The following is a 25,101-nucleotide window of genomic DNA, read 5'->3' on the forward strand; positions in this document are numbered from 1 at the left end:
TATCTCAACTTAAGTTGATGGTGACATAGGCGCGTCGCCTGCAGGAAATGAAGACGTAATGACTCCGTCGTCCTTTAAAACCTGCCACTTCACACCGTCAACCGTTTTGGTGTGTAGGGTGGTTGTAACGCCGTCAACTTCCCGCATGAATACACCGGGTGTAGCGGCTACTTCATCTGTAACCCAAAGTATCTTGTCGTTGCTCCAGGTTTCTGGGGCTAGTGTATGTTTTCCGCCTTTCTTGGCTGACATACCGACGGTACCGTCTTTTCGTACAAGAACCATTTTGAAGTCTTGAACTTTTATCGTACCGTCTGCGTTTGTCTGTACAACGGTCATTTCGTGTTTTGGGGATTTTAAAACTTCAGAGGAATGCCCCCCAATCGGCTTATTACTGTTCGGGCTGCGCGTGCCGAACAGAATCTTATCTTGCATCTGGGCAGGCAGTGCCCCGGCGTATGGGCGATTATATGGATCAGGTGGCGCTTTTCCTTCGTCGTGTTCAGCTTTTTCCGAATCATCGGGCCTCTTACCTTTAGGTTCGTCCCCTGCGCCAGGACAGGTGTTCAGCCCCAACGGATCCACCCACCCCGTAGGGTTCGTCACGTACTGGTAGCTATTCAACCCACCCGCAAGCTTGATCGGATCGGGGGTCAAAAAACGCCCAGTGCCCGGATTGTAGTAGCGGTGGCGGTTGTAATGTAACCCTGTCTCGGCGTCGAAATACTGACCTTGGAAGCGCAGCGGATTATCGATTTCGCTGACATCCAGCGCCGCGAGGTTGCCGTACGCTCGGTACCTCGCGGACCACATGATTTCGCCGCTGTAGTCGGTGAGTTCTTGAGGGGTGCCGAGGTGGTCGAGTTGGTAGTAAAACGGGGCCGCTTTTAGCGGGCCTTCGCCGTCGAGCATTGCCAACGGGCGGAAGGTGCCCGGTTCGTAGATGTAGCTGCGATAACGATTTTGTGCGCTTTCGGCGATCAATCGTTCGCCTTGCCAGAGGAATTCAGTGGTATGGCCGTCGACGGTTTTCTCGATGCGGCGGCCAAAGGCGTCGTATTTGTAGGACGCCGTGCTGCCGCCCGGCAGTCTTACGCCGACCAGGCGATGCTGGCAGTCATACCGGTATTCAGTGACGAGTTTCTGGCCGGCTCCGCGCCGCTCCCGGATCAGGTTGCCGTAAGCGTCATAGTCATAGTGACGGTCGCCCTGCATCAGCAGACGGTTGCCTTTGACGTTGGCGAGGTTGGCAACAGGTATATCGGTTTGACCGAGCAGGTTGCCAGCAGGGTCATGGGCAAAACTTTCGGGTGTTGCGCCACGTACGTTGATCAGGCGATCCAGCGGATCGTAGTGGTAGCTGCGATTGCCTTTACGGCTGTCATTGATGCCGGCGAGATTGCCGTTGGCGTCGTAGGTGTAGCGACGCTGGAGCACATTTTTGTCACGTTGACTGACGCTGTGCGCTTGCAGGCGGCCCTGTTCATCGTATTGGTATTGGCTGAGTAACAGACCTTGCTGGCGCTGTTGTTCGCGACCGGCGTTGAACTGGTGGCTGGTCAGGCGTGAGCCATTGAGGTCGATGCTGCTCAGGCGTCCACCGGACAAATGACGGTAATCGAGCGTGCAGCCATCCGGCAGACGGCAGTGGCTGAGTTGGCCGACGTTGTCGTATGCGTAACGCGTGGTGCCCCAACCTTGATGCTCGGTGATCAAGCGATCTTGCACGTCGTATTCATAAGCGAGCGGCCAATGGCCGTCGTCGACGTTGACCAGGCGACCCAGTGCGTCGTAGCTGTAATGAATCTCCTCACCATCGGGCAAGGTCTTGACCAGCAAACGGCCTGCGGCATCACGCTGATATTCGGTGACCAGTTCGCTGCCGTCTTCGCCAAACTCGGTTTTCTTCAGCAGTTGGCCGTTGAGGTCGTATTCGTACGCGGTGCGTCGGCCGTCGAAACCGGTTTCCTGCTGGATCAGGCCGTTCGGGTGGTAATCGAGTTGATAGCGTTCGCCGCGCTCGTTCTCGATCTCGGTGAGGTTGAGTTGCGAGTTGTCGTAGCGGTAGCGCAGTTGGCTGCCGTCGGGATTGATGCGGCGGCTGACGAGGTGCAGGTTGTCGGCGTATTCGTAGCGGGTGATGCGGCCGAGCTCGTCACGCTCTGCGGTGACGCGGCCATACGGGTTGTAGGTAAACGCACGTGTGGCGCCGCCGGGCAGGGTGACCTGAGTGAGGCGGTCGACGGCATCCCATTGGTATTGGGTGATCGCGCCGAATTCGTCCTGGCGAGTGATTTGCCGGCCGAGGGCATCGTAGCGGTATTTTCGTTGACCGCCGTCCGGCAGGCGCTCTTCCAACAACTGGCCGAGGTTGTTCCAGCCCAAGTGATGACGACTGCCGTCGGGGTGACGGATCTCTACCAAGCGGCCCTGGGGGTCATAGTTGTATTGGGTTTCATTACCCAACGGATCAATTTGTTGGGTGATATCGCCTTGTCGGTTGTAGTCATACTGCCAACGCGCTTGGCCACGTCTGACCTCAATCAGTTGGCCATTGTAGTAGTTGTAAAGCGTGGGCTCGTCTTCCGGGGGGATCACGGCCAGCAAACGGCCGGCATTGTTGTACTGATACTCTGTGACGGCGCCCAATGCATTCTTTTCAGCAATCAGACGACCCTGATCGTCGTAGGCTTTCTGCGTTTCTGCGCCGTCCGGACCGATTTCGCTGATCAGGCGCGCATTTTCATCGTGTATGTAAACCTGCTCACTGCCATCGGCGTTATGAACCGTGACCGTGCCTTTGTCGTCCCACTCATAGCGTGTTTCCAAGGGTAAGTAGTTTGTCCAATGACGGACGCAGCGGGACAGCTTGCCTTCTCGCGCCCACTCCCAGAAGAAGCGGGCACCACCGGCCAATTGACGCTCGAGGATTACATGTTGTTCGTTATAGCGGTAATGCTCGGTTTCGCCTGCAGCATTGGTTGCCGACACCAGTTGATGGCGAGCGTTGTACTCGTAGGAAACCAGTGTCTGTAAAGTCAGCCACGGATCCTGCCGTCTACCGGAATCGTCATACTCCGAGCGTTGCTGCTGTTGGTCCACGGCAATGATATGGCGGTCGTCGTAACGCAGCAGCAAGGCGCGACCGGAGCCATTGTCGATACGTTGAATGCGACCGACCAAGTCATAGCTGATATGCACCTGGTTTTCATACGAATCACTGATGGTGGTCAGCCGTTCTGCACGGAAATGATAGAACCGCGGCTTTGGCCCTGCTTGCGTGAGAACCAGCTCTCCGGGTGCATTCCCCAGAAAAATGGCCGCTTGAGCGAGGCTATTGGTGATGGCCGGTCGTTTCTCGGTCGGCTTTGGGAAACGGGTCTGGCGGTTTTCATTGTCTGTCCACAGCACGCCTTCGTCATCGATAAGCAAGCGATGAGACAACGAGTGGCTCCAGCCTGGCCCCATACGGTTGTCGATTTCAACAGCACTGCTGCGGTAGAGACGTGTCCATTCCAGCGGTAAGAGACCGCCCAGTTCGCCGTCGGTGAGTTTCAGCAGCTCCTCACCCGTGACCATGGAGACGGGGTCACCGTTGGAGCAGGTTTTGTCGACGCATTGTGCGGGTTCATCAGCCGGGTTTTTTGACTGTTTAGGCGCGTTGTCGATGTTCTCCTGCTGTTCCAGGCGCGTTTCGTTCTGGGTTTTGTTTCGTGCGTGAATTTGCGCGTCGTTTTCGACTTTGCCTCCTGTCGCAGGCGAAGGGCGCTTCGGAGCTGTTGCCGTTTGTGCAGGCGTGTGATCGGCGACAGTCGCCACTGCTTTTTTGCCCGAGTTGGTTACGCCGTTGCCATGAAATCTCACCGCGGCAGCGGCATCCGCATGGGACTTGGAGCGTATCCTGCTGATCTCAATAAGCTTGGCCGTTAGCTTCTCAACCAGGTTGATCGCTTTTTGCGCCTGCAATGTGCCCTTGACCGCTTTCGCACTGGCGCGTAATGCAACCCCCAGCCCGCCGGTAAAAATGATCCCGAGGACGATATAACTTATTTCAGACTTCACTCTGGCTAGCACTTCTGTGCGAGTCTGCGGTGGCAGTAAAGTCGTCCATGCCCAAACCGCAGCGACATAAACCCACAACAATGGCTCGTCACTCGCTATCAAGAAACTGGTGCGAAGTGCTTCAGTTGAGGAGTTGTAGATTTTCTTGATGTTTTCGTCGGTGAAAAACTCCTTGAGTGTTTCGTAATTTTCACGGGGGTGAGTAACAAGCTTGAACAGCGACTTGATATCGCCCCAGATTCCCATGACGAATTTCCAGAAACCATCCCACTCCGATTGCAATTGTTGCCAGAGACGGCCAGCTATCGACGCGTTGTTATGCTCCTTCCACAAAGGCAGGCATGTAGTTGTCCATTCCGAGGACAACCACTTGCTCAGATCGCCGATGACTTCGTCGTAGGATTTGAATAGACGCTCGTTGTCCGCGCTCGTCAGGTCGGGGTAGAAAGTAATTCGGTAGAGCTGACGTGGCTTCAGGTCGCTAACGACTTCAATCCCGGTCGGGCCGATTGTTTTGCGCATGGGTTGCCCGACGGGATTGTTCTTCGAGTCGACAGGCGTCAGAACCACTGGAGTATTGCCAATCGGCACAAATCGCGCCGATTCGAAACTATGAATCAGTGTGAGTTTTCCATTCTCGGGACAAGTGGCGAAGTAAACCGGTTTGGTTTTGTCGCCCGTCGCAACGGGTTTTTTAACCTCGTCACCGACTTGAAATTGCTGCTCCATTTCCAGGCCAGGTATGAATCTGGCGGTGGACCGATAATCCTTCAGGCAGTTCTTGAACTCTGCAATGACCTTGTTGAAGTCAGGCTGTTGAGCGGTGACATGAGCAATCGTATCCAATGGGGTCATACCACCACCTCTTTTTCCAGATAGGCCTTCAACAGCCCGGTAAAATTTTCTTCCGTGAGTGGCGTGCGTTTAACAAAGCGCGCCACTTTTTGTTTCAGGTTCGATTCGGGAAAGGAGAAATACAGATCGGCGTGTTCCTCCTGCAACCACTGCAGCATGTTGCCGATAACGGTGGATGGATTTTCTGCCATCAACCCCTCCAACAACCCCTTCGGCACCTCCCACCACGGCCAGTCCCTGACCTTCGGCACCACCCGCGTGCCCACTTCCAGCGCTTGTCCATTAATCAGATACCGCTCAAACACCGGCAGCACTTCTCCAGCCTTCTCCCCAAGCCCCCGCAGAATCGGATAAATATGCCGCCCATCCCAAAACCGGAAAAACACTTCAGTGCCGTCCGGCATCTTCACCTGCGTCAGGCTGCGCAGATGTTCGAACACTTCGTTCGGTGCTGAACGCGATGTCGCCAGCCAGCCCCAGTCCAGCGCATCAGTTTCGGCGATCCAGGGCAGGAAGGCGGAGTTGGCTTTGAGTTCGGTGAGGTAGGGCATCACCGGTTGCCAGGTGGAGTAGGGCGTGCCGCCCCAGATCGGCAGGAGCTGGGCGGTGGGTTCGGTGAGGTACAGGGTTTTCAGTGCGTCGGCGTCGCTGGCGGCGCTGATGATCAGGTACAGGCGCTCGCCGCTTTGCAGTGGCTGTTGCGCCAGCCAGTCCTTGGGGGTGATTCGTTCAGATGGCACAGGCACCTGCCTTGCATTTTTCGCATTCTTCACAGAACGGCGCGTTGCGTTTGAGGGTGTTGATTTGCGCCGGGGTCAGGACCTGGCCAGCCTTGTCTGCATCCGCCTGTTTCAACACACCGGGCATCAGCGGGGCGGCGCCGGTGCCGCTGCCGGGGCTACCACCGGAGTTCATGTTGATCACTGGCCCGCTCAGGGTCACGCCGCCGGCATCGATCTTGATGAAGCTGCCGCCGCCGATCAGCGTGAGTTCCGCACCAGCCTCCATCACCACTTTCATGCCGCTGCTCAGGTGGATTTCTTGCCCTGCGTCGATGAACTGGCCGGTGCCGATCTTGATGTGCTGGTTGACGCCGACGGTGAGGTGGTCGTTGGCGCGGGTTTCGACTTTGCGGTCGGCGTAAACGGTGTGGTGTTCTTCGGCCTTGAATTCGCTGTAGCTGTTCTGTTCGACGGTGTCGTGGCGTTCGTTGCCGACGCGGATCTTCTGGTCGTGCTCGATGTTTTCGTCCCAGTCGCGCTGGGCGTGCAGGTAGATCTGTTCCTGGCCTTTTTTGTCTTCGATGCGCAGTTCGTTGTAGCCGCCACCACCCATTGAGCTCAGGGTCTTGAAGGTGCTGCGGGTCTTGTTCGCCGGCAGTGGATAGGGGACGGTGTTTTCCTTGTGGTACAGGCAGCCGCTGATCAGCGGTTGATCGGGGTCGCCTTCAAGGAACGTGACCAGCACTTCCATGCCGATGCGCGGGATGGCGATGCCGCCGTATTGGGCGCCGGCCCAGGCGGATGAGACGCGCAGCCAGCAGCTGGTCTTGTCGTCCGCTTGGCCTTCGCGATCCCAGTGGAACTGGACTTTGACCCGGCCGTATTCGTCGCAGTGGATTTCTTCGCCTTTGGGGCCGGTGACTACCGCGCTTTGGCTGCCGAGGATGCGCGGTTTCGGATGGCGCAGCGGTGGGCGGTTGGGCACGTCCCACGGCGTGGCCTGGAAGCGGTTGCGGTAGCCCTGATGGAAATCATCTTTCAGCGCGGTGGTGTCGCTGGTCACCGACTCTTCGAGCACCTGCGGCTGCTTGCCTTCGTGCCGGACTTCGGTGAGCAGCCACAGGTCGTTCCATTTGGCTTTCGGGTGTTCGGTCAGGGCGAGGAAGTGGCCGCTGACCAGCAGTGGCTGATCACTCTTGCCTTCGGCCAATTGGAAGTCGCTGCGATGGCGTTCGAGGGCGCGTTTGGCCAGGTGCTTGCCGCGCTCGCGGTCGATGAAGCGGCCCGGGTAATCGTAGTCTTCGAGGTCGGGTAGGGCGTCGCCACGGTTTTCGCTTTCCAGGGTCAGGCGCGGTTTTTCGAAGTCGTAGTCGCGACGGGTGGTGCGGCTGGTGCGGGTTTCCAGGCGCAGGTCGAAACGCTTGATCACCGGGTTGCTGGCGACCATGCCGGAGTCTTGCTGGTAGGGCACAGGTGCCAGTTTCGGGAACACCGTCTGGTCATCGCCGAAAACGAGCTTGTGCGCGTTGGCGCTGTGCTGGAAGTGGAAGTGAATGCCTTCTTCTTCACACAGGCGCTGGATGAAGTGCAGATCAGACTCGTCGTATTGCACGCAGTAGATGCGCTCGGGATAGATCGAGCCGGTCTTGAATTCGTAGGCGTTGCCTTGAATACCGTGCTCTTCCAGCACCATGCCGATGATTTTCGGCACGCTGAGGTTCTGGAAGATGCGCTGGTTGATGCGGTGCGCCAAGTACGCCAGTTGCGGGCGCAAGGTCACCGAATAACGGGTCAAGCGCTTGCCGGAATCGCCTTGCGCGGCGCGGTAGATCTGGCCATGGATGCCGCTGCCGTCAGGCGACAGCTGCAGAAAGGCCGGTTTGTGCAGCAGGGTTTCGAGGTCCAGCGACGGCTGCTCACTGACCAGTTCCACCTCAAAGACAAAAGGCTGGCTGATGGCTTCCCGGCCTTGCAGGGTAAACACCTGAAAGTCGGCGGAAAGCCCTTCGATGGTCAGGGCAAAGTGGGTTTCATTGGCCGGCGCGAACATCCCTTGTTCCTCGTGCTGTACAGCGGCGCTCGTCGACGACCGCAAAAAAAGCGGCTCAACGTACGCGAAATTCTGGAGGGGCGTAAACAACATCGACCAGCAGAGCTGGCCGATGCGTGTAACGGTCAGCCGTAATTAAACGACTGGAGCACGCCAGTCATCGGAACCCGAAGTACCGGATACTTCGTGGGTCCAGGTGATTTTGCGGTAGGTGAACTGCACTTCTTCCAGGTGGGTGAAGTGCGCGTTGCCTGGATCCTGGCAGTTGTGCATTTTGTTGTTGATGGCGACGATGATCGCGTCTTCCAGTTTGGTGGTGTAGTAGTGCTCTTGGGTGCCTTGAGCCGAAGTGCGGTACCACTGGATAACGATTTCGCTCATGCGCTCGCCGGAAGTCAGAGCTGCTTGCAGCAGTGGCGAAGCCTTGTCGTAGACCTTGGTGATCACAACTGGCTTGTGCACGCGCTGACCGGTTGGCTGACCGGATTGCGGGTCACGCGGGATGATCACGTCGTGGGTGAAAGCCTGAACCATAACCTGGTCTTCGTGGCCTTCCTGGTAGGTGTTGCCAACGGAGTCGGCGGTGAAAGCGCCGGCAGTGATCAGGCCTTGTTTTTCGCCGGTAACCGACATGTACGCTGGTGTTGCCATGGGGTGCTCTCCTTGCGGATAAAGTTAGGGTGCCCGGAGGCGAAATCGCCCGGTGGGTGGCTGAGGGTTATCAAGGAGCGTGCCAGGTTTGGAGAGGTGCCCGGGGGACGGGGGCTTTGAGGCAGTGAATCGAGAATTGGCAGGTTTTTCGCCCTGAGATCCGGGAGAAAGTGCGCAAGAAGTTGCGCAGTACTGCGCAACTTCTTGCGCACTTGGCTGCAGGGCTTGCCCGGCGTGGGCTGCAGGACAATTTACCTCTGGAATATTACGACCTACTGCGCAACTTCTTGCGCAGTTGGACATTTGCCGGGACCGAGGTGTCTGCTTCGCGAGCAGGCTCGCTCCCACAAGGATTTATGGATTGCCTGAGAGCTGAGTTCATGCGCGAAACCTGTAGGAGTGAGCCTGCTCGCGATCGCGCCTGTTCAGGCAAAACATCAGCGACTGATACACCGCTATCGCGAGCAGGCTCACTCCTACAGGGGATTTGTGTGTTGCCCCGAATTCGTGTTCATCCGCGAAACCTGTGGCAGCGAGCCTGCTCGCGAAGGCGTCCGTTCAGGCAAAACATCAGCGACTGGTAGACCGCTATCGCGAGCAGGCTCACTCCTACAGGGGATCAGTGCGTTGCCCGAATCGAGTTTGTCCGCGAAACCTGCCGGAGGCGCGGGTTATAAAGCGTCTTATAAATGAAACACCGCCCTCGGCTATACTCCCCGCATTTCGATCAGGCACGAGGATTCACTGTGAAGAACTGGACGTTGCGCCAACGCATCTTGGCGAGCTTTGCGGTGATTATCGCCATCATGCTGTTGATGGTGGTGCTGTCCTATTCGCGGTTGCTGAAGATAGAGGCCAGTGAAAACAGCGTGCGCGACGACGCCATCCCCGGTGTCTATTACAGCTCGATGATTCGCGGCGCGTGGGTCGACAGTTATTTGCAGACCCAGGAGCTGCTCGGCCTCAAGGAAGGCCAGGGCATTTCCAGCGAAGACGCGGCGGACTACAAGGCGTTCGAGGCGCGTCTGCAGGAGCAGATGGCCAACTATCGCAAAACCATGGCCACCGATGAAGACCGATCCGAATTCGCCCTGTTCGAGAAGTACCACGATACCTACATCCAGATTCAGGATGCGGTGCTGGACTTGCACAAGCGCAATCTGGAAGCCGATGCCATCAAGCTGTTCAACGAAAAACTGACCCCGGCGTGGTACTCGGGGCGGATGAAACTCAACGACATCATCGGCGAAAACAAAGTCGTCGCTGATACCGCTATGGCCAACATCGACGACGCGGTCGGAACGGCCAAAGTCAGCATGGTCATTTCCCTGCTCGTCGCGGTACTGGCCGCCGGCCTCTGTGGTCTGCTGTTGATGCGCGCAATCATGGCGCCGATGAACCGCATCGTGACCATCCTCGACATCATGCGCACCGGCGACCTCAGTTCGCGCCTGAACCTTGATCGCAAGGATGAATTCGGTGCTGTCGAAACCGGCTTCAACGACATGATGACCGAGCTGACGTCACTGGTATCCCAGGCCCAACGTTCTTCGGTGCAGGTGACCACCTCGGTGACCGAGATCGCCGCTACCTCCAAGCAGCAACAAGCCACCGCCACCGAAACTGCAGCGACCACTACCGAAATCGGCGCAACCTCTCGCGAGATTGCCGCGACCTCGCGCGATCTGGTGCGCACCATGACCGAAGTGTCCACCGCTGCCGATCAGGCCTCGGTGCTCGCCGGCTCCGGCCAGCAAGGCCTGGCGCGCATGGAAGACACCATGCACTCGGTAATGGGCGCGGCTGATCTGGTCAACGCCAAACTGGCGATCCTCAACGAGAAGGCCGGCAACATCAATCAGGTGGTGGTGACGATCGTCAAGGTCGCCGATCAGACCAACCTGCTGTCGCTCAACGCAGCGATCGAAGCCGAGAAGGCTGGCGAGTACGGTCGCGGTTTTGCCGTGGTCGCCACCGAAGTCCGGCGTCTGGCCGATCAGACCGCCGTGGCCACTTATGACATCGAGCAAATGGTCCGCGAGATCCAGTCGGCAGTGTCGGCCGGGGTGATGGGCATGGACAAGTTTTCCGAAGAAGTGCGCCGGGGGATGTCGGAAGTGCAGCAGGTCGGCGAGCAGCTGTCGCAGATCATCCATCAGGTTCAGGCGCTGGCGCCACGGGTGCTGATGGTCAACGAAGGCATGCAGGCCCAGGCCACCGGTGCCGAGCAGATCAATCATGCGCTGGTGCAGTTGGGCGATGCCAGCAGCCAGACCGTCGAATCGCTGCGTCAGGCCAGTTTCGCCATCGACGAACTGAGCCAGGTGGCCGTCGGCCTGCGCAGCGGCGTTTCGCGATTCAAAGTCTGATGAGCGAAATCATCGCCAAACGTGGCACCGCGCCTGTGGCGAAGCAGGCGCTGTTTTTGCTGTTTCGCATCGGCAGCGAACGCTACGCCCTGCGCGCTACTGAAGTGGCCGAAGTGCTGCCGCGCCTGCCATTGAAGCCGATTGCGCAAGCGCCGCATTGGGTGGCTGGGGTGTTCGCCTATCGCGGCGCGGTGGTGCCGGTGATCGATCTCAGCGCGCTGACTTTTGGCCAGCCCGCCGAGGCGCGTACCAGCACGCGGCTGGTGCTGGTCAATTACCAGCCGGACGACTCGCAGCGAATGCAATGGCTCGGACTGATTCTCGAGCAGGCCACCGATACGCTGCGCTGTCATCCACAAGACTTCCAGCCTTACGGGCTCGACAACCGCGCGGCGCCGTACCTCGGCCCGGTGCGCGAAGATGCGCAGGGCTTGCTGCAATGGGTGCGGGTCAATGACCTGCTAGATGACGCCGTGCGCAGCTTGCTGTTCCCCGATCCGCCGCGCGATCCGGCGCAGCTTGAGGCGCTGCCATGAATGGTGATCAGCGCTTTTTCGATTTCCTCAAGGAACGCATCGGCCTCGATGTCGCCTCGGTGGGGGCGGCGATCATCGAGCGTGCCGTGCGCCAGCGCACCACGCTGTCCCAGGCTGCCCATGCCGACGAATACTGGCAACTGTTGCAAAGCTCCCGGGATGAGCAGCAGGCGCTGATCGAAGCGGTGATCGTCCCGGAGACGTGGTTTTTCCGTTACCCGGAATCCTTCGCTACCTTGGGCAAACTGGCCCGCCAGCGTCTCGCCGAACTGAACAACATGCGCGCATTGCGCATCCTCAGCCTGCCGTGCTCGACCGGTGAAGAACCCTATTCGATCGCCATGGCCTTGCTCGATGCCGGGCTCAAACCGCATCAGTTCAAGGTCGACGGCATGGACATCAGCCCGCTGTCGGTGGACAAGGCGCGCCGCGCTGTCTACGGCAAGAATTCGTTTCGCGGGCAGGATCTGCAGTTTCGCGAGCGGCATTTCATGCCTGAGCAGGATGGCCACCGGGTCAACGAATACGTTCGTGAACAAGTGCGCTGGCAGGTCGGCAATGTGCTCGATCCGGCGCTGTTGGCCAGCGAGCCTGCATTCGATTTCGTGTTCTGCCGCAACCTGCTGATCTACTTCGACCAACCGACCCAGAAGCAGGTGTTCGAAGTGCTCAAGCGCCTGACCCATGTCGACGGCGTGCTGTTTATCGGCCCGGCGGAGGGCAGCCTGCTTGGGCGCTTGGGCATGCGCTCGATCGGTATCGCGCAGTCGTTTGCCTTCAGCCGTCACAGCGAGCCGCACCCCGAACCGCTGCCGACGCCCAAACCGCTCGCCGTGCCGGTCAGCCAACCACTGCGCAGCACGCCGCCAGCGCCAGTGCGCAGCCGTCCGTTTGCCGCCGTGACCGCTTTGCCAGTGACGAAAAAAACCGCCGACCCGGACGCCGCGACATTGCTGGCGCAGATTGCTGCACTGGCCAACGAAGGCAAAAGCGCCGAGGCCCGTGCCGCGTGCGAACAGTATCTGCGCAGTCATGAACCGGTGGCGCAGGTGTTCTACTGGCTCGGCCTGCTCAGCGATGTCGCCGGGCTGAGCCTCGAAGCCCAGGGTTATTACCGCAAGGCCTTGTACCTCGAACCGCAACACCCCGAAGCGCTGATGCACCTGGCCGCGTTGCTGCAGGCCCAGGGCGACTCGGCGGGTGCCCGACGATTGCAGGAGCGCGCCGCCCGCAGCGGGCGCACCGCCGACAGTGAGCGTAAACGATGAACGGGTCCGACACCTTGAACGTCACCCACGAAGACGCCCAGGCGATAGACGATTGCTGGAACCGCATCGGCATCCACGGCGACAAGTCCTGCCCGTTGCTGGAAGAGCACATCCATTGCCGCAACTGCTCGGTGTATTCCGCCGCCGCCACGCGCCTGCTCGACCGCTATTCGTTGCAGCAGGACCAGCGCGACGCGGTGGTCAGCAAGGTCGAAACCGACGTCAAGACCCGCTCTTTGCTGATGTTCCGTCTCGGCGAGGAATGGCTCGGACTGGCGACGCGCAGCCTCGTTGAAGTCGCGCCGCTGCAGGCGATTCATTCGCTGCCGCACCAGCGCTCGCGCGCCTTGCTCGGCGTGGCCAACGTGCGTGGCGCACTGGTCGCGTGCCTGTCGCTGGTGGAATTGCTTGACCTTGACGGCAGCGTTGCGCCGGTCGGCGGCGGACGAGTCATGCCGCGCATGCTGATCATCGCCGCACACGGCGGGCCAGTGGTGGTGCCGGTGGATGAGGTGGACGGCATCCATGCCATCGACGAACGCATCCTCGATGCCGCGTCGCAGCCCGGTGCGCAGACCAGTGCCAGGTACACCCGTGGCGTTCTGCAATATCGCGGTCGCAGCCTGCGCTGGCTGGACGAAGAACAGTTGTTGTCCGCCGTGACCCGGAGCCTGACATGACCCCCGAGCAAATGCGCGACGCCTCTCTGCTCGAACTGTTCAGCCTCGAAGCCGAGGCCCAGACTCAAGTGCTCAGCGCCGGGCTGCTGGCGCTGGAACGCAATCCGACCCAGGCCGATCAACTGGAGTCGTGCATGCGCGCGGCGCATTCGCTCAAGGGCGCGACGCGGATCGTTGGTATCGACAGCGGCGTCAGCGTCGCCCACGTCATGGAGGATTGCCTGGTCAGCGCGCAGGAGGGCCGATTATTGCTGCGCCCCGAACACATCGACGCGTTGTTGCAGGGCACCGACCTGCTAATGCGCATCGCCACGCCGGCCAACGCGCCGCAACCCACCGACATTGAAGCCTATGTGGCGTTGATGGGGCGTCTGCTCGATCCGTCGGCACCTGCCGCTGTGGTTGCCACGCCGCCGATGGCCGAGTTGCAGATCGAGCCAGCTCCAACAACATCTGCACCGATTGTTGACGAGCCCGCCGAGCCGACTCCGCGCCCAAACAAACGAACCACCGAAGGCGGCGAACGCGTCTTGCGCGTCACCGCCGAACGCCTGAACAGCCTGCTCGATTTGTCGAGTAAATCGCTGGTGGAAACCCAGCGGCTGAAACCTCACCTGGCGACCATGCAGCGGCTCAAACGCATGCAGAATAACGGCCTGCGCGCCTTGGAAAACCTCAACGTTCACCTGAAAGAACATGCGCTGAGCCCGGAAGCTCTGGAGGCGCTGGAAGATGCGCGACGCCTGCTCGCCGAGTCGCAGCAACTGCTCAGCGAGAAAAACGCCGAACTCGACGAGTTCGCCTGGCAAGCCAGTCAGCGCGCGCAAGTGCTCTACGACACCGCGCTGGCCTGCCGCATGCGCCCCTTCGCCGACGTATTGGGCGGACAGGCGCGCATGGTTCGCGACCTCGGTCGCAGCCTCGGCAAACAAGTGCGCCTGGAGATCGAAGGCGAGAAAACCCAGGTCGATCGTGACGTGCTGGAGAAGCTCGAAGCGCCGCTCACGCATCTGCTGCGCAACGCCGTCGATCACGGCATCGAAACCCCGGAACAACGCCTGCTCAAGGGCAAGCCCGAAGAGGGTCTGATCCGCCTGCGCGCCTCCCATCAGGCCGGGCTGCTGGTGCTGGAATTGAGCGATGACGGCAATGGCGTCGATCTGGAGAAAGTCCGCCGCAGCATCGTCGAGCGGCAGTTATCCCCAGCCGAAACCGCAGCGCAATTGAGCGAAGAGGAGCTGCTGACATTCCTGTTTCTGCCGGGTTTCAGCTTGCGTGACAAAGTCACCGAAGTGTCCGGCCGCGGCGTCGGTCTGGACGCTGTTCAGCACATGGTTCGCCAATTGCGTGGGGCCGTGGTGCTGGAACAGACGGCGGGCGAGGGCAGCCGTTTCCACCTGGAGGTACCGCTGACCTTGTCGGTGGTGCGCAGCCTCGTGGTGGAGGTCGGCGAAGAAGCCTATGCGTTCCCGCTCGCGCACATCGAACGCATGTGCGATCTGGCCCCCGAAGACATCGTGCAGGTCGAAGGTCGCCAGCATTTCTGGCACGAGGGCCGCCATGTCGGCCTGGTGGCGGCGAGTCAGTTGCTCAATCGCCCGGCCAGTCAGAACGCTGGCGCTACCCTCAAAGTCGTGGTGATCCGCGAGCGCGAGGCAATCTACGGCGTGGCGGTCGAGCGTTTCGTCGGTGAGCGCACGCTGGTGGTGTTGCCGCTGGATGAGCGTCTGGGCAAGGTTCAGGACATTTCCGCCGGGGCCCTGCTCGATGATGGTTCGGTGGTGCTGATCGTCGATGTCGAAGACATGCTGCGTTCGGTGGACAAGCTGCTCAATACCGGGCGTCTGGAGCGCATTGCTCGCCACGGCAACCAGGCCGCAGAAGCGGCGCGCAAACGGGTACTGGTGGTCGACGATTCGCTGACCGTGCGCGAGCTGCAACGCAAACTGCTGCTCAATCGCGGCTACGACGTCGCGGTGGCGGTGGACGGCATGGACGGCTGGAACGCGCTGCGTTCGGAGAACTTCGATCTGCTGATCACCGACATCGACATGCCGCGCATGGACGGCATCGAGCTGGTCACCCTGTTGCGCCGCGACAACCGTCTGCAATCGCTGCCGGTGATGGTCGTGTCGTACAAGGATCGCGAAGAAGACCGCCGCCGTGGACTGGACGCCGGCGCCGACTATTATCTAGCCAAAGCCAGTTTTCATGACGACGCCCTGCTCGATGCAGTGGTCGAGCTCATTGGGGGAGCGCGGGCATGAGGATCGCAATCGTCAACGACATGCCCCTGGCGGTGGAGGCCTTGCGCCGAGCGCTGGCTTTCGAGCCGGCGCATCAGGTGATCTGGGTTGCCGGCAACGGCGCCGAGGCGGTGCAACGCTGCGCCGAAAACACCCCGGACCTGATTCTGATGGACTTGATCATGCCGATCATGGACGGCGTCGAAGCCACGCGGCGGATCATGGCCGAGACGCCGTGTGCAATCGTCATCGTGACGGTGGATCGTCAGCAGAATGTGCACCGCGTGTTCGAGGCCATGGGCCACGGCGCGCTGGACGTGGTCGATACCCCGGCGATCGGCGCCGGCAATGCTCAGGAGGCGGCGGCGCCGTTACTGCGCAAGATACTCAACATCGGCTGGCTGATCGGCGACAAGGCGCCGCGTTCGCGCCCCACGCCGAGTTCGCCGCGCAGTTCGCCGTCACGCCAGCGGCTGGTGGCGATCGGTTCGTCTGCGGGTGGGCCGGCGGCGCTGGAGGTTTTGCTCAAAGGCCTGCCGAAGGATTTTTCCGCGGCGATCGTACTGGTGCAGCATGTCGATCAGGTGTTCGCCTCCGGCATGGCCGAATGGCTGGCCAGCGCCAGCGGCCTCGATGTGCGTCTGGCCCGTGAAGGCGAGCCGCCGCAGAGTGGCGCAGTGTTGCTGGCCGGGACCAATCACCATATTCGCCTGTTGAAAAACGGCACGCTGGCCTACACCGCCGAACCGGTCAACGAGATCTACCGGCCCTCGATCGACGTATTTTTCGAGAGCGTGGCCAGTTACTGGAACGGTGACGCCGTCGGGGTTTTATTGACCGGGATGGGGCGCGATGGTGCGCAAGGGCTTAAGCTCATGCGCCAGCAGGGTTATTTGACCATCGCCCAGGATCAGCACAGCAGTGCGGTGTACGGCATGCCCAAGGCTGCCGCGGCGATCGATGCCGCGGTGGAAATCCGCCCGCTGGAAAAGATAGCGCCACGATTGCTGGAGATTTTCCCCAAATGAACAGGTTGATCGGCAATCCAGGCCCCCGCAGTACTCAGGTGACCGCTCATGAATGATTTACAGATCGACGACATTAAAACCGACGAGAACGCCGCTATGGTGTTGTTGGTGGATGATCAGGCGATGATCGGCGAAGCGGTGCGCCGTGGGCTGTCGGATCAGGAAAACATCGACTTCCATTTCTGCTCCGACCCGCAGCAGGCCATCGCCCAGGCGGTGCGGATCAAACCGACGGTGATCCTCCAGGACCTGGTGATGCCCGGCCTCGATGGCCTGAGCCTGGTGCGTGAATACCGCAATCACCCGGCAACCAAGGACATCCCGATCATCGTCCTCTCGACCAAGGAAGACCCGCTGATCAAGAGCGCGGCGTTCTCTGCCGGTGCCAACGATTATCTGGTGAAGCTGCCGGACACCATCGAACTGGTTGCGCGGATCCGCTACCACTCGCGTTCCTATATGACCCTCCTGCAGCGCGACGCGGCGTATCGCGCGCTGCGGGTCAGCCAGCAGCAATTGCTCGACACCAATCTGGTGCTGCAACGGCTGATGAACTCCGACGGCCTGACGGGCCTGTCCAACCGCCGCCACTTTGACGAGTACCTTGAACTGGAGTGGCGCCGTTCGCTGCGCGATCAGACGCAGCTGTCATTGCTGATGATCGACGTCGATTACTTCAAGTCGTACAACGACAGTTTTGGCCACGTGGAAGGCGACGAAGCGTTGCGCAAGGTTGCCACGGCGATCCGCGAGGCCAGCGCGCGACCGTCGGATCTGCCGGCGCGTTATGGCGGCGAGGAGTTTGTGCTGGTCCTGCCGAACACCTCACCGGGCGGCGCGCGGCTGTTGGCGGAGAAGCTGCGCCAGACCGTGGCGGCGCTGAAGATCCCGCATAACACACCGGCCGAAGGCTCCAGTCTGACCATCAGCATCGGTCTGGCGACCATGGTGCCGCAGGCGGGGAGTGATTGCCGGCTGCTGATTTCGGCGGCGGATCGCGGCTTGTATCTGGCGAAGAACAATGGACGCAATCAGGTCGGGATCGAATAGCCCGCGATCCTGGTAGGAGCTGCCGAAGGCTGCGATCTTTTGATCTTGAAAGCAAAATCAAAAGATCGCAGCCTTCGGCAGCTCCTACAGTGAGAATGTGTCAAGTGAATCACCCCCACACCCGCCACACGGGCTGCCGCGACAGCCTGTTTACGTTATACTCGCCGGCTTTCAAAAGTTCGCCAACGAGTGCTGCCCGTCATGGAAATTAACCCGATCCTGAACACCATCAAGGACCTGTCCGAGCGCTCCGAAACTATTCGGGGGTATCTTTGACTACGATCAAAAGCATGAGCGTCTGACCGAAGTCAATCGCGAGCTTGAAGATCCGAGTGTCTGGAACAAACCTGAATACGCCCAGGAACTGGGCCGCGAGCGTGCCGCGCTGGCGCAGATCGTCGACACCCTCGACGAACTGAACGGCGGTCTGGCCGATTGCCGTGACCTGCTGGACATGGCCGTCGAAGAGAACGACGAAGGCGCAGTGGGCGATGTCGTCGCCGAGCTGGCCCGTCTCGAGGAAAATCTGGCCAAGCTGGAATTCCGCCGCATGTTCAGCCATGAAATGGACCCGAACAACGCCTACCTGGACATCCAGGCCGGCTCCGGCGGTACCGAAGCGCAGGACTGGGCCAACATCCTGCTGCGCATGTACCTGCGCTGGGCCGACAAACGCGGTTTCGACGCGACCATCATGGAACTGTCCGCCGGCGAAGTCGCCGGGATCAAGGGCGCGACCGTGCACATCAAGGGCGAATACGCCTTTGGCTGGCTGCGTACCGAGATTGGCGTGCACCGTCTGGTGCGCAAGAGCCCGTTCGACTCCGGCAACCGTCGCCACACTTCGTTCTCCGCCGTTTTCGTCTCGCCAGAGATCGATGACAAGGTGGAAATCGAAATCAACCCGGCAGACCTGCGGATCGACACCTATCGTTCCTCCGGTGCCGGTGGTCAGCACGTAAACACCACCGACTCGGCCGTACGTATCACCCACGTACCGACCAACACCGTGGTCAGCTGCCAGAACGAACGTTCCCAGCACGCCAACAAGGACACCGCGATGAAAATGCTGCGGGCCAAGTTGTACGAGCAGGAAATGCAGAAGCGCAACGCCGCCTCGCAAGCGCTGGAAGACACCAAGTCGGACATCGGCTGGGGTCACCAGATCCGCTCTTACGTGCTCGATGCCTCGCGGATCAAGGATCTGCGGACCAACATCGAACGCAGCGATTGCGACAAGGTGCTCGATGGCGACATCGATGAGTACCTGGAAGCCAGCCTGAAATCGGGCCTGTAACAGACGCCAACACAGGATCGAGCGATTCGATCCCTGTAGGAGCCAGCCTGCTGGCGATCCCCGGGCCGCAGGGCCCGGGGGCAACGAACCTGATGGAATACTTAAAGACATGAGCGACCTACAACTCGACCCGCAAGCCCTGCAACAGGAAGAAAACTCCCTGATCGCCCTGCGCAAGGAAAAGCTTGCTGCCGAGCGCGCCAAGGGCAATGCCTTCCCGAACGACTTCCGCCGCGAAAACTACTGCGATGCCTTGCAGAAACAGTACGCGGACAAGACCAAGGAAGAGCTGGCAGAGGCTGCAATCCCGGTCAAGGTAGCCGGTCGCATCATGCTCAACCGTGGCTCGTTCATGGTGATCCAGGACATGACCGGGCGCATCCAGGTCTACGTCAACCGCAAGACTTTGCCTGAAGAAACCCTGGCCGCGGTGAAAACCTGGGACATGGGCGACATCATTGCTGCCGAAGGCACTCTGGCGCGTTCCGGCAAGGGCGACCTCTACGTTGAAATGACCAGCGTGCGCCTGCTGACCAAATCGCTGCGTCCGCTGCCGGACAAGCACCACGGCCTGACCGACACCGAACAGCGCTACCGTCAGCGTTACGTCGACCTGATCGTCAACGAAGACGTGCGCCAGACCTTCCGCGTGCGTTCGCAAGTGATCGCGCACATCCGCAGCTTCCTGATGAAGCGCGACTTCCTCGAAGTCGAAACGCCGATGCTGCAGACCATTCCCGGCGGCGCCGCGGCCAAGCCGTTCGAGACCCACCACAATGCGCTCGACCTGCCAATGTTCCTGCGTATCGCCCCTGAGCTTTATCTGAAGCGTCTGGTGGTTGGCGGTTTCGAGAAAGTCTTCGAGATCAACCGCAACTTCCGTAACGAAGGTGTTTCGACCCGTCACAACCCTGAATTCACCATGTTGGAGTTCTATCAGGCATACGCCGATTACGAAGACAACATGGACCTCACCGAAGAACTGTTCCGCGAGCTGGCGCAGCTGGTGCTGGGCAGCACCGACGTGCCGTATGGCGACAAGGTGTTCCACTTCGGCGAACCGTTCGTGCGTCTATCGGTGTTCGACTCGATCCTCAAGTACAACCCTGAGCTGACTGCCGATGACCTGAACGACATCGACAAGGCCCGCGCCATCGCCAAGAAGGCCGGCGCCAAGGTGTTGGGCTTCGAAGGTCTGGGCAAGCTGCAGGTGATGATTTTCGAAGAACTGGTCGAGCACAAGCTGGAGCAGCCGCACTTCATCACGCAGTACCCGTTCGAAGTGTCGCCGCTGGCCCGTCGTAACGACGACAACCCGAACGTCACCGACCGCTTCGAGCTGTTCATCGGTGGCCGTGAAATCGCCAACGCCTACTCCGAGTTGAACGACGCCGAAGACCAGGCCGAGCGCTTCATGGCGCAGGTGGCCGACAAGGATGCCGGCGACGACGAAGCCATGCACTACGACGCCGACTTCGTCCGTGCGCTGGAGTACGGCATGCCGCCAACCGCCGGTGAAGGTATCGGCATCGATCGTCTGGTGATGTTGCTGACCAACTCGCCGTCGATCCGCGATGTGATCCTGTTCCCGCACATGCGACCGCAAGCGTAAACGTTTCAGTTGAAAAGCCGCCTAAAACAGGCGGCTTTTTATTGCCTGTCTGGTACAAATGTATCAATTGGTTAATTTGCAAATAGCAGAGGAAGTGCTGTCGTGATGGGTGCAATAGCTCAAGAAGGTGCAGCGGGTATCGCCACTGCGGTCGCTGAAAGTGTTCAGTACCAGGGCCGCAAGGCCAGCCGACAGGGCAGTGAGCAGCGTCGCCAGGACATTCTCGACGCCGCGATGCGCATTGTCGTGCGCGACGGCGTGCGGGCCGTGCGCCATCGTGCGGTCGCGGCGGAAGCCGGCGTGCCGCTGTCGGCGACCACGTATTACTTCAAGGATATCGATGACCTGCTCACCGATACCTTCGCCCAATATGTGGAGCGCAGCGCTGCGTACATGGCCAAGTTGTGGATCAACAACGAAGGTCTGTTGCGCGAAATGGTGGTCAGCGCCGACGGCAGCCCGGAGTCGCGCTCGCAACTGGCCGATGACATTGCGCGGCTGATGGCCGATTACGTGCACCGGCAATTGATCAACCGCCGCGAGCATTTGATGGCCGAACAGGCTTTCCGCCAGGAGGCGCTGCTCAACCCGCGCCTGGCGATTCTGGTGCGCTCGCATCAGCAGATTCTGTTGCAGGGCACTTGCCAGTTGTTTCAGGTACTGGGCTCGCGCGAACCGCAGCAGGATGCCAAGGTGTTGACGGCGATTATCGGGCGGATGGAATATCAGGGCCTGCTTAACGACGCCGAGCCTTTGGCCGAAGAGGACATGCTCGGGATTCTGACGCGGTATATGCACCTGGTGCTGGCGTCGGTCTAACACAATGTCATCCGTCTGACGCCGATCACACTGTAGGAGCTGCCGAAGGCTGCGATCTTTTGATCTGCTTTGAGAAGACCAAGGTCAAAAGATCGCAGCCTTCGGCAGCTCCTACAGGGAGTCCGCGCCCAGTCATTCAACGCGTCACGTTTTCTACAGGAGTTTCGGGTGGACGATTACCAGCAGACGATACGCATGTTGTCCGATCGCATTGTGCTGGCGCAGACGCCGATCCGCGTGCTCGATGCGGTCAAGTGGGACGACAACGTGCGCAAAGGTTTCCTCAAGGCCAAGGGCAAGGAAATGCCGGCGGTGGATCGCGACTACTACCTCAACCGTCCGCTGTCATTCGATTCGAGCCAGGTCAAGCTGGAATTCCAGAACATTGAACGCGATATCACCCGCCAACTGGGACAGTTCAACCCTGTCGGGCAGATCATGCGGCGCATGTGCAAGGAATACCGCATGGTGGTGCGCATGCTCGAAGCGCGCGGCACCGAGGATTTCGGCCTGATCTCGCAAGAACTGTACGGCGCGGCGTCCGATGCCTTCCACGCCGGTGACCCGACCCTGGCCGACCTCGGCCTGATGATGTCCGACTACCTGAACAACATCGACGGGCGCGGCGACCTCAAGGACGAGCCGAAAATCCTTACCGCCAAAGACGCGGTGCACCTGCTGCAAACCCGACTCAACAAGGTGTTCGGCGAGGCCGAGGAAACCATTCGCGTGTTCGAGTCCGACGGCATCGTCGCCGACGCCGCAGCGGGCGCCGACTACATCAAGATCCGCACCGACGCGCTGTTCAATGACCGCGACGTGCGCGCACTGGAAGTCCACGAAGGCCTGGTGCATGTCGGCACCACGCTCAACGGTTTGAACCAGCCGATCTGTACGTTCCTGTCGAAAGGCCCGCCCTCGTCGACGGTAACGCAGGAAGGTCTGGCGATCCTGATGGAAATCATCACCTTCGCCTCCTACCCGAGTCGCCTGCGCAAACTGACCAACCGCACCCGTGCGATACACATGGTCGAGGAGGGCGCGGACTTCTTGCAGATCTACGAATTCTTCCGCGAGCAGGGTTTCGAGATGGCCGAAAGCTACGGCAACGCCAGCCGGGTTTTCCGTGGCTCGACGCCGACCGGTCTGCCATTCACCAAAGACTTGTCCTACCTCAAGGGCTTCATCATGGTTTACAACTACATTCAGTTGGCCGTGCGCAAAGGCAAGCTCGAGCAGATTCCGCTGTTGTTCTGCGGCAAGACCACGCTGGAAGACATGCGCACTTTGCGCCAGTTGGTGGATGAAGGGCTGGTGGTGCCGCCGAAGTACCTGCCGGACCAGTTCCGCGATTTGAATGCGTTGTCGGCGTGGATGTGTTTCTCCAACTTCCTCAACCATTTGAGCCTGGACCGGATTGAGGCGGATTATTCCAATATCCTTTAACCCTACCGCTGATCGTTCCCACGCTCCGCGTGGGAATGCCGCCATGGACGCTCTGCGTCCGCTGTGACGCGGAGCGTCACGGGATGCATTCCCACGCGGAGCGTGGGAACGATCTACCTGAAACCCTACCTTCTTTGCGAGGTTTCACCGGATGAGAATCCTCGGCATCCTTTGCCTGCTCTTGACCCTCGGCGGTTGCAGTTCGCTGCTGTTCTACCCCGAACCGGGCCAGATTTTTACCCCGGACAAAGCCAGACTCGAATACCGCACTGTCACGCTGACCACCGCCGACGGCCTGAAACTCAACGCCTGGTGGCTGCCGGCCAAATCTGGCGTCGAGGTCAAAGGCACGGTCCTGCATCTGCACGGCAACGGCGGCAATCTGCCGATGCATCTGGGTGGGAGCTGGTGGTTGCCGAAGAACGGCTATCAGGTGCTGCTGGTTGACTATCGCGGCTACGGTTTGTCCGAGGGCAAGCCGAGCCTGCCGGCGATCTATCAGGACATCGATGCGGCGTTCGCCTGGCTCGACAACGCGCCCGAGGTCAAAGGCAAACCGTTGGTGCTGCTCGGGCAGAGTCTCGGTGGCGCCATGTCAGTGCATTGGCTGGCGCAGCATCCTGAGCGACAAAAACAGCTCAAGGCCCTGGTGCTGGATGGCGTGCCGGCCAGTTATCGCAGTGTCGGCCAGTTCGCCCTCAGCACTTCATGGCTGACCTGGCCATTGCAGGTGCCGCTGTCGTGGCTGGTACCCGACGGCGACAGCGCAATCAACTCGATGGCGCAGCTGACTGGCGTGCCGAAGCTGATCTTCCACAGCATCGACGATCCGCTGGTGCCGATGGCCAACGGCATTCGTCTGTATCAGGCAGCGCCGCCACCGCGCGTGTTGCAACTGACCCGTGGTGGTCATGTGCAAACCTTCGGCGACCCGGTGTGGCGCCAGGTCATGCTGCGCTATCTCGACGATCCCGAGCACTTCGACGGCCTGCGCCGCCTCGGCGAAATCCCCAACTATCCGCCGCCTCCGAATAATGAAGATGAGACCCCGCAATGACTGAAGAACGCAACGCCATCCCGCTGATCATCACCGGTATCTGCAGCATCCTCGGCACCGTCGGAGCGCTGTGGTACTACGGCTATCTGCATTTCGCCAAGCCGGAGGATGCGTTGCTGCTCAGCGAATTCACCATGCTCAAGACCGTGCCGGGCGAGGACTACAAAGTCTCGCTGACTCCGGCGCCGCAAGTGGCGCAGTGTATTGATGGTGTGCTGGTGTTGTTCGATACCGAGCAGAAAGGCCTGACCGGGGTGTTGGTCAATGCGCAGAAGAAAGCCGTGCGTTGCATGGGCGAAGAGAGCCCGCAGAAGCTGGAGGAGTGATCTGCAGGCCCAGCCCTCACCCTAACCCTCTCCCAGAGGGAGAGGGGACTGACCGAGGTGTTTGTTTGAGCTACGCCGACCTGATCCATTGCGTCGAACACAAGTTTTGAACACGGCACAATTCGGCTCCCTCTCCCTCGGGAGAGGGCTGGGGTGAGGGGCTGCAATGTCAGCACTCACAAAAAAGCCCCGCCTGATCACTCAGGCGGGGCTTTTGCGTTACCGGGTGAAGCTTAGTTAGAGCTCACCGAGGAACGCGGTGCGACCGGCTGGTTGTCGTTGGAAATGGTCACTTCCACACGACGATTCATCGCACGGCCCGAGACGCTGCCGTTATCCGCTACCGGGTATTCCTTGCCATAACCCTGAGCGACGATGCGCGAAGGATCGACGCCCATCTTGATCAGAGCCATCTGCACGGAAGTCGCGCGACGCTCGGACAGCGACTGGTTGTAGCTCGCGGTGCCGGTGCTGTCGGTGTAACCCTCGACGATCACTTTGCGATCCGGATTTTCCTGAAGGAACTGCGCCAGTTTGTTGATGTTCACCAGACCGCTGGACTTCAGATCCGCCTTGTTGGTGGCGAACAGCACGTCACCGAAAGTCACCAGCGTACCGCGATCGGTCTGCTTGGCGTTGAGGCTGTCCTGCAGCTGTTTGATCTGCTGGTCACGGGCATCCAGACGAGCCTGAGCGCGCTGTGCAGCGGCGTTTTTCAGGTTGTTTTCAGCGGTGCGCAGAGCGATGGTCTGCTTTGCCACTTCCACGCGCTGGTTGGTCAGGTAAGCCAGCTGGTCAACTTTGGCCGCGTCTTGTTTATCCAGATAGGCCTTGTCGGCCTTGTCCAGGTAATCGCTGGCGTCTTTGGTTTCCAGTGCTGCGACTTTGCTCGCCTGTGGGTTGGCCTGCAGGCCCGCGTAGTTGGTGCGCGCCTGTTCCAGGTTCGGGTTAGGCGGGGTGGAGCAGGCAGCCAGTGCAACGCTTGCGGCCAGAAGAGCGGGAATCATCAGTTGCTTACGCATAATTT

18 protein-coding genes are annotated in these 25,101 nt (G+C 60.0%); 13 read left to right on the forward strand and 5 right to left on the reverse strand.

Annotated elements, in window-relative coordinates; translation table 11 throughout:
• Positions 1-9: 9 nt before the first annotated feature.
• The 4 genes from J2Y90_RS26615 to J2Y90_RS11120 all read right to left on the reverse strand — a co-directional run bounded on the left by J2Y90_RS26615 (position 10) and on the right by J2Y90_RS11120 (position 8,340).
• The gene (locus J2Y90_RS26615) at positions 10-4,917 is read right to left on the reverse strand and encodes an RHS repeat-associated core domain-containing protein (RefSeq protein WP_367399436.1); all 4,908 of its coding nucleotides are present in this window, start codon (positions 4,915-4,917) and stop codon (positions 10-12) included.
• Entirely contained in the window at positions 4,914-5,657 is a 744-nt protein-coding gene (locus tag J2Y90_RS11110) for a DUF4123 domain-containing protein (RefSeq protein WP_253505124.1), read from the reverse strand. The genes J2Y90_RS26615 and J2Y90_RS11110 overlap by 4 nt, the downstream gene beginning before the upstream one ends.
• Positions 5,647-7,689 (reverse strand): type VI secretion system Vgr family protein, encoded by a 2,043-nt coding sequence (gene tssI, locus J2Y90_RS11115; RefSeq protein WP_253499477.1) that lies wholly within the window; start codon positions 7,687-7,689, stop codon positions 5,647-5,649. Before tssI ends, J2Y90_RS11110 begins: the two co-directional genes overlap by 11 nt.
• Positions 7,690-7,824: 135 nt before the next feature.
• Positions 7,825-8,340, reverse strand: coding sequence for an Hcp family type VI secretion system effector (locus tag J2Y90_RS11120; RefSeq protein ID WP_007949952.1), 516 nt, complete (start codon positions 8,338-8,340; stop codon positions 7,825-7,827).
• Between the two features lie 746 nt (positions 8,341-9,086).
• Between J2Y90_RS11120 and J2Y90_RS11125 the strand changes: the two genes are divergently transcribed.
• The 13 genes from J2Y90_RS11125 (at position 9,087) to J2Y90_RS11185 (ending at position 24,074) form a co-directional block, all read left to right on the forward strand.
• On the forward strand, positions 9,087-10,709 hold the full coding sequence (locus tag J2Y90_RS11125; protein ID WP_253499480.1) for a methyl-accepting chemotaxis protein: 1,623 nt from the start codon (positions 9,087-9,089) through the stop codon (positions 10,707-10,709).
• Positions 10,709-11,245 (forward strand): chemotaxis protein CheW, encoded by a 537-nt coding sequence (locus J2Y90_RS11130; protein WP_253499483.1) that lies wholly within the window; start codon positions 10,709-10,711, stop codon positions 11,243-11,245. The genes J2Y90_RS11125 and J2Y90_RS11130 overlap by 1 nt, the downstream gene beginning before the upstream one ends.
• Entirely contained in the window at positions 11,242-12,513 is a 1,272-nt protein-coding gene (locus J2Y90_RS11135) for a CheR family methyltransferase (RefSeq protein ID WP_253499486.1), read from the forward strand. The genes J2Y90_RS11130 and J2Y90_RS11135 overlap by 4 nt, the downstream gene beginning before the upstream one ends.
• Positions 12,510-13,193, forward strand: coding sequence for a chemotaxis protein CheW (locus J2Y90_RS11140; protein WP_253499489.1), 684 nt, complete (start codon positions 12,510-12,512; stop codon positions 13,191-13,193). Before J2Y90_RS11135 ends, J2Y90_RS11140 begins: the two co-directional genes overlap by 4 nt.
• On the forward strand, positions 13,190-15,460 hold the full coding sequence (locus tag J2Y90_RS11145; protein ID WP_253499492.1) for a hybrid sensor histidine kinase/response regulator: 2,271 nt from the start codon (positions 13,190-13,192) through the stop codon (positions 15,458-15,460). The genes J2Y90_RS11140 and J2Y90_RS11145 overlap by 4 nt, the downstream gene beginning before the upstream one ends.
• Positions 15,457-16,467, forward strand: a complete 1,011-nt coding sequence (locus J2Y90_RS11150; protein ID WP_253499495.1) for a chemotaxis response regulator protein-glutamate methylesterase — start codon at positions 15,457-15,459, stop codon at positions 16,465-16,467. The genes J2Y90_RS11145 and J2Y90_RS11150 overlap by 4 nt, the downstream gene beginning before the upstream one ends.
• Before the next feature lie 48 nt (positions 16,468-16,515).
• On the forward strand, positions 16,516-17,517 hold the full coding sequence (locus tag J2Y90_RS11155; protein WP_116658290.1) for a response regulator: 1,002 nt from the start codon (positions 16,516-16,518) through the stop codon (positions 17,515-17,517).
• A 201-nt stretch (positions 17,518-17,718) separates the two neighbouring features.
• Positions 17,719-18,814 (forward strand): peptide chain release factor 2 gene (prfB, locus tag J2Y90_RS11160; RefSeq protein ID WP_099758102.1). Its coding sequence is split into 2 segments (ribosomal slippage): positions 17,719-17,790 and positions 17,792-18,814, totalling 1,095 coding nucleotides; the frame shifts between segments, so codons are not numbered across the junction.
• 109 nt (positions 18,815-18,923) lie between these two features.
• Complete coding sequence (gene lysS, locus J2Y90_RS11165; RefSeq protein WP_042606948.1) at positions 18,924-20,426, forward strand: lysine--tRNA ligase; 1,503 nt, start codon at positions 18,924-18,926, stop codon at positions 20,424-20,426.
• 105 nt (positions 20,427-20,531) lie between these two features.
• A complete protein-coding gene (locus J2Y90_RS11170; protein ID WP_056783159.1) occupies positions 20,532-21,245 on the forward strand; it encodes a TetR/AcrR family transcriptional regulator in 714 nt (237 codons plus the stop codon).
• A gap of 195 nt (positions 21,246-21,440) precedes the next feature.
• The gene (locus J2Y90_RS11175) at positions 21,441-22,691 is read left to right on the forward strand and encodes a flavohemoglobin expression-modulating QEGLA motif protein (RefSeq protein ID WP_166554750.1); all 1,251 of its coding nucleotides are present in this window, start codon (positions 21,441-21,443) and stop codon (positions 22,689-22,691) included.
• A 151-nt stretch (positions 22,692-22,842) separates the two neighbouring features.
• Positions 22,843-23,748: an alpha/beta hydrolase gene (locus J2Y90_RS11180; protein WP_253499498.1), complete on the forward strand. Its 906-nt coding sequence runs from the start codon at positions 22,843-22,845 to the stop codon at positions 23,746-23,748.
• Positions 23,745-24,074 (forward strand): hypothetical protein, encoded by a 330-nt coding sequence (locus J2Y90_RS11185; RefSeq protein ID WP_253499502.1) that lies wholly within the window; start codon positions 23,745-23,747, stop codon positions 24,072-24,074. The genes J2Y90_RS11180 and J2Y90_RS11185 overlap by 4 nt, the downstream gene beginning before the upstream one ends.
• 233 nt (positions 24,075-24,307) lie before the next feature.
• Here the strand turns inward: J2Y90_RS11185 and J2Y90_RS11190 are convergent, their stop codons facing one another.
• Positions 24,308-25,096 carry an OmpA family protein gene (locus tag J2Y90_RS11190; RefSeq protein WP_253499505.1) on the reverse strand — a complete coding sequence of 263 codons (789 nt, stop codon included), beginning with the start codon at positions 25,094-25,096 and terminating at the stop codon, positions 24,308-24,310.
• Positions 25,097-25,101: the final 5 nt, after the last annotated feature.

This window comes from Pseudomonas koreensis, assembly GCF_024169245.1.
Lineage (GTDB): Bacteria > Pseudomonadota > Gammaproteobacteria > Pseudomonadales > Pseudomonadaceae > Aquipseudomonas > Aquipseudomonas koreensis_F.